Origin of the sequence: Oceanispirochaeta sp., assembly GCF_027859075.1 — a bacterium.
GTDB lineage: Bacteria > Spirochaetota > Spirochaetia > DSM-2461 > DSM-2461 > Oceanispirochaeta.
On record NZ_JAQIBL010000119.1, the window covers coordinates 1 to 4,811 of the forward strand.

The 4,811-nt window shown below is 45.7% G+C and carries 6 protein-coding genes and 1 pseudogene; 1 reads left to right on the forward strand and 6 read right to left on the reverse strand.

What is annotated here, in order from left to right; all coding sequences use genetic code 11:
• The 3 genes and pseudogenes from PF479_RS06650 to PF479_RS06660 all read right to left on the reverse strand — a co-directional run.
• Positions 1 to 572, reverse strand: a pseudogene (locus tag PF479_RS06650) (hypothetical protein); the annotation flags it as partial.
• Complete coding sequence (locus tag PF479_RS06655; protein ID WP_298003879.1) at positions 559 to 945, reverse strand: hypothetical protein; 387 nt, start codon at positions 943 to 945, stop codon at positions 559 to 561. The pseudogene PF479_RS06650 and the gene PF479_RS06655, both read right to left, overlap by 14 nt.
• Before the next feature lie 94 nt (positions 946 to 1,039).
• Complete coding sequence (locus PF479_RS06660) at positions 1,040 to 1,393, reverse strand: TraR/DksA family transcriptional regulator (protein ID WP_298003882.1); 354 nt, start codon at positions 1,391 to 1,393, stop codon at positions 1,040 to 1,042.
• A gap of 121 nt (positions 1,394 to 1,514) precedes the next feature.
• Here PF479_RS06660 and infA point away from each other — a divergent pair, with 121 nt between their 5' ends.
• The gene (infA, locus tag PF479_RS06665; RefSeq protein ID WP_298003884.1) at positions 1,515 to 1,751 is read left to right on the forward strand and encodes a translation initiation factor IF-1; all 237 of its coding nucleotides are present in this window, start codon (positions 1,515 to 1,517) and stop codon (positions 1,749 to 1,751) included.
• A 4-nt stretch (positions 1,752 to 1,755) separates the two neighbouring features.
• On the opposite strand, the gene PF479_RS06670 is transcribed toward infA, so the two are convergent.
• The 3 genes from PF479_RS06670 to PF479_RS06680 all read right to left on the reverse strand — a co-directional run.
• Complete coding sequence (locus PF479_RS06670) at positions 1,756 to 2,235, reverse strand: Smr/MutS family protein (RefSeq protein ID WP_298003887.1); 480 nt, start codon at positions 2,233 to 2,235, stop codon at positions 1,756 to 1,758.
• The gene (locus PF479_RS06675) at positions 2,225 to 4,237 is read right to left on the reverse strand and encodes a tetratricopeptide repeat protein (RefSeq protein WP_298003890.1); all 2,013 of its coding nucleotides are present in this window, start codon (positions 4,235 to 4,237) and stop codon (positions 2,225 to 2,227) included. The genes PF479_RS06670 and PF479_RS06675 overlap by 11 nt, the downstream gene beginning before the upstream one ends.
• Positions 4,192 to 4,811 (reverse strand): hypothetical protein (locus tag PF479_RS06680; RefSeq protein WP_298003893.1); only part of this gene is annotated, 620 nt, incomplete at its 5' end. The genes PF479_RS06680 and PF479_RS06675, both read right to left, overlap by 46 nt.

Below are 4,811 nucleotides of genomic sequence, written 5' to 3' on the forward strand. Positions count from 1 at the left end.
AACTCATTGCTTTGCCTGCCGCTCCAGATGCAGCGGGGAATGAGAGTGAAGGGATCTTCATTGTAAATGATGACGGTCAAAGCCATCTTCTGGCTGGAACCAAGGCAGTATTTCCCTCCCTGAACATCCAGATTACCAAATAAAAAGAGCCTTGTTCCTTCGGTAAGAGAAAAGACATCATTCCAGGGCATCCGGGTCAATGAGACTTGAGGAAGTGGATAAGGATACAAATGCGGACACACCTCGTCATTACTACCCGGATCTGTCAGCTTATAAACATGAGCATTTCTTATGTCTGCAGTTATGGAACCCTGCTTCCCCTTGATCCACAGAAGATCACTCCCTTCAATGGCTTCCAGCCGTCCTAAAAAGCGATGAAGCCCGAGAGAGCCGCTGAGGGTGGTAAATCGGGGAACTGCCAGGGGAAGATCCAGGGATTTCCTGAGGAGACTCCGGAAGGTCCTCCATTTGCGGCGGACATGAAAAGCACCACTCACAGGAACCAGGAGATTGAAAATGACAGCTAGAGTGAAAAGCCGTATAAGTATGATAGAGGGATCAGGCAAGTACATTGAACAGAGATCCGCCAGTATAAGCAGAACCAGCTGCTGCATAAGGAGTGGAAGCTTTTAAGGCACTATGAAGCTGACTTGAATACTGCCCAATAAGAGCCTTCACAGACTCATCCGACATTTTTGAGATCTCAGGATGCAGCCCGGGATTTTCGGATCTGGTAACAATGCTGTTGATCAGGGTATTCAAGACTCTCAGCCGATTGATAGAAACAGAGCCCCCGGGGGATTTAGTGGGAACTCCCTGCACGTATTTAAACTGGGCATAAGGACTCTGAGCCCGGGAAACAGGCAGACTGATTCTGCCCGAATTGGGTTTCATATTGGCAATTTGTGCTACATTGACTTGTCCAGAAACGGACCTCAATTCCATACAACCGTCCTCTCATGATTTCAATCTTATTATCGGAAGAAATCGAGGACGGTTTTAAATTTATTTAAAAATAAAAATAAACACGGGAGAAATACTACGTTCTTTTTTCACTTTCGCTTTTACAATCAATACAGAGAACAGCGTAAGGAATGGCTGCGAGCCTTTCCTGTGAAATCTTTTTTGTACAGCGTGCACAAACTCCATACTTATCATTTTCCAGGCGAATAAGAGCCGATTCAACCTTATTCAGTCGGAGAATATCTTGTGAGCTGAGGGCTTCCAGAGTTCTCACATCAATATCATTTGATGCTATATCTGCCAAATCCTTGACGCCGAGATCTTCAACAGCGGCCTTGAAATCTTCATTTTCTGAAATAAGATTCCGCAGTACCTGCCCCTTTATATCCAGCAGTGTTGTTCTCATCTTGTCCTGAAACTCTTTATCCATGGTTCTTTCCATACCTTTTTAGAAGGGGGTATTTATATCCGCAATAATCTGTATTATTTAGCAGAAAATGTCAAGGAGTTGACAAAGGCTATCCGATCTCCTAATATGCTAATCACTATAAATGTCAGGAGTCATCTGTTTGTCAAAAGAAGAAGCAATAGAAGTTGAGGGCATCGTTAAAGAATCCCTGCCTAATACAATGTTCCGAGTTGAAGTAGCCAATGGCCATGTTATCCTTGCTCATCTTTCTGGAAAAATGAGAAAACACTATATCCGTATTGTACCCGGGGATAAGGTTAAGGTTGCACTGTCTCCCTATGACCTCAGCCGCGGAAGAATCATCTACAGAGAACGCTGATTCTTCAGCGTAGCAATATCCAGGTAGCCCCCCCGCCACCAGAGCGGCCTTTAGCACGACCGTAATCCCTCACCAGGGGGGATTCTTCAAGATACTTTTTAACAATAGGTCTTAAGACAGAGGACCCCCCCGGTGAGTGCAGGCCTTTTCCATGCACGACCATGACTTTATGAAGTCCCTTCCTTTTTGATTTTTTAATAAAACGATCAAGCTCTATTAAGGCCTCATGACCGTTCCATCCATGCAAATCCAGACTTTCCTGTGGCTCCATACGAGCGATTTCTTTCTTTCTGGTATGTATGATAATTCTATCGGGTATTTCTTTCCTGTCCCCCAGGTTTCTGTCGGGAGGATACATTTCCAGCCAGTCATCCATAAGGGGTTCTTTTTTTTGTACCTGCCTCCCTGGCTTGTCTTCCCCTTTTTTAGGAACCTTATATTTCTGCTCCTGATCCCACTGGGAGAGGATATCTTCAAATTTCATCACTATTCCCTTTAGATAATCGAATCAGTTTATCCAGAGGAATCCAGCCCTCCAGGCCATACGCCGTATGAACCAGGATAAATCCCTTATAGTTTCTGATCAATTCAACAGATGTTCCTTCGGGGATGGTGATCCAGGGGCTTCCCTGGAAATCAGGAATTTTCCTGATGGCAATATCCTGACGAATCACCGCCTCTTTCCGGTTTAAAAGCCAGGAGGAACGGATGAGTTCAACACCCGAGACCATCCCGCTGAGAATAAAGAGAAAAACAAAAAGTGCTGACAGAATCCTGTGCCTTTTTCCGGATAGAGCCAACAGGATAAAAAGACTATTTACTGATAAAACAAACAAAATGAAAAGGATATCCTGTGCCAGAAAAAGAGTGAGCTCAAACTGATGGTCCAGAGAGAGGCTTCTCTCAATTGATTTCAGAGTATTCCTGATTTGATTGTTGGTTGGTTTCAAATACAAGGCAGTTCTTAAAGAGGCGATAGAGGCGGCGTTCTCATTGTTGAGGTAATGAAGGACTCCCTTGTTGTAAAGGTAGGCAGCATTATTGTCCCATTGATCAATGGCGCTTTTATAGTATTCCAGAGCCTCTTTATATTCGCCTTTATCAAAATGAACTTGAGCCGCATTCAATCCTTGAGTATCCTGATCAACCAAAAGCGCTCCACTGGTCATGACCAGGGATAAAAAGAGGGAGGAAAGAAGAACTATATTTTTTAAAGGACCGATACGGAGCAGTAGGAAGAATATAAACCCCGGCAGCAGAAGAAAATAGGCCTGGGGACTGTTGAAAAGAGGGCTTCCCTTTCCTTTAAGGACCTCCTGAGGTGACAGCAGAGGATAGGACAGGTTTTTACTACTCAAAGAATCCTGAAGAGAAACTACTTCAAAATCCAGAGAACTGGAAGGAGACACAGAGACCTTACCCGTCTGGGGATTCAACCAGGAAAACCCGGGAATCTCTACTCGAAAAGACCCTTTCTCTTCCAGTGTCAGAGAATACTGAAGCTCCCGATAGCCCGTAAAACCAAAATTATCTGCCTTGAATTCAGCATTTTCCTTTTTCACCACAGTCAAAGAGTCGGGGAAAACCGGTTCTGCCAAAACCATGTAGTTCAGATTTCCGACTCCTTCCACACGAATCTTCAACTGGACCGTATCACCGGCAACTGCCTGGGGTTCAGGCAACTGGAGAGAATATTTAAAATCTCCAACAGCCCCCGTTTTTGAGACACTCTCTGGAAGCGCCTTGACGCTGATGCTGGACTTGCCGGTTACCCGTGTCAGCCCCATAATTTTTACCTGAGCAGCACCCAATGAGAGAGTTCCCGGGGCAGAAGGTGTAAGCATCCAGGTTTCCATGGGAACATGAAAGAGAGTCTTTTCACCGTACCCGCTAAACTGTATCTCTCCCAATCCGCTGACACTTTCCATGATAGCCGCATTGGGGGACTGAATAGAAACCGAATCGGGAAGGGTAATTTCCTCCAGATTATGCATCATTAAAACAAGAGGCACAGATTGGCCGACAAAGAGGATTTCAGGGACGGCCAGCCAGTCGAGGAGGAGGGGATAATTCAGAAATGATTCATCTTTCCTGAGGATAGGAATGACCAGAGAATCACTGGTCTGAATTTCCAGACCCTTGGAAACACTCAAAGGCGGGAGAGTATAGATTCCCGGGTTGTCTCCCCGTAGAGTATAGATAATCTGAAGGACTGTAGCGAAACTACCATCCTCCTTCTGAATTGTCCTTTGTGCCGTATAGGGTCCGGAGATCTTATTGATTCCTTCCGGCCAGAGGGGATCCTGTATATCCACAGATTGCTGTCCCTGAAAGGAAGTTATGAATTTAAGGGTAAAACGCTGACTCTCAACGATTTGATCTTTCCATTCCGCGTCTATGGCTCCCGCTGATACCAGGGGGAGAAAAAAGAGAAAAAGGCTTACCAGTCCTGCACTGAATCCGATTTTGATTCTTTTGTATTCCATCTGCTCCCCTCCTTTCTCTTGATATATTGAAGTATACGTCTGGCGTCATCCGTCACCTCTGGTGCATCAGAAGAGGCACGGGTGTCGGGTGTGCGGCTCTCTGCTTCCAGTCTTTCCAGGACAAGTTCCAGATTTTTCTTGGACTCCAGTGAACCCGGTTTGAGCTCCAAAGCCCGGCGGAAAGAGTAATAAGCTTCCAAAAAACGTCCGGATTGATACAGGACGACTCCCGCGTTAAATCCTGCCGCAAAGAGGACCTCTTCATCGAGAGTAGAATCGCTGAGCTTCCAGAGCTCCAGGGCAGGAAGGCCCTCTCCCAGTGCATAATAGATTGTGCCGATATTGAAGAGAATCCTCTCTTTATGGTTCCCCTGTTTTTCCTCTTCCAGATAGTGAAGAAGAGCCTTCTGATAATTCCCCTGCTGGTAGGCATAATTCCCTTTCAGCACGGAGAAACCAGGCTCGAGAAGGCTGCAGGAACCAAGGAGGAAGCTTTTAGAAAAATGATCCACCAGGCGAAATGTCAAAGTGGCTGAGGATGATTGCCTCAATACCATCTTGACCACCTCAGCTG

Bases quoted from the DNA above. Each gene is read 5' to 3' on its own strand.
- PF479_RS06655 (WP_298003879.1), bottom strand. From the start codon at position 945: ATGGAATTGAGGTCCGTTTCTGGACAAGTCAATGTAGCACAAATTGCC.
- PF479_RS06660 (WP_298003882.1), bottom strand. From the start codon at position 1,393: ATGGATAAAGAGTTTCAGGACAAGATGAGAACAACACTGCTGGATATA.
- infA (WP_298003884.1), top strand. From the start codon at position 1,515: ATGTCAGGAGTCATCTGTTTGTCAAAAGAAGAAGCAATAGAAGTTGAG.
- PF479_RS06670 (WP_298003887.1), bottom strand. From the start codon at position 2,235: ATGAAATTTGAAGATATCCTCTCCCAGTGGGATCAGGAGCAGAAATAT.
- PF479_RS06675 (WP_298003890.1), bottom strand. From the start codon at position 4,237: ATGGAATACAAAAGAATCAAAATCGGATTCAGTGCAGGACTGGTAAGC.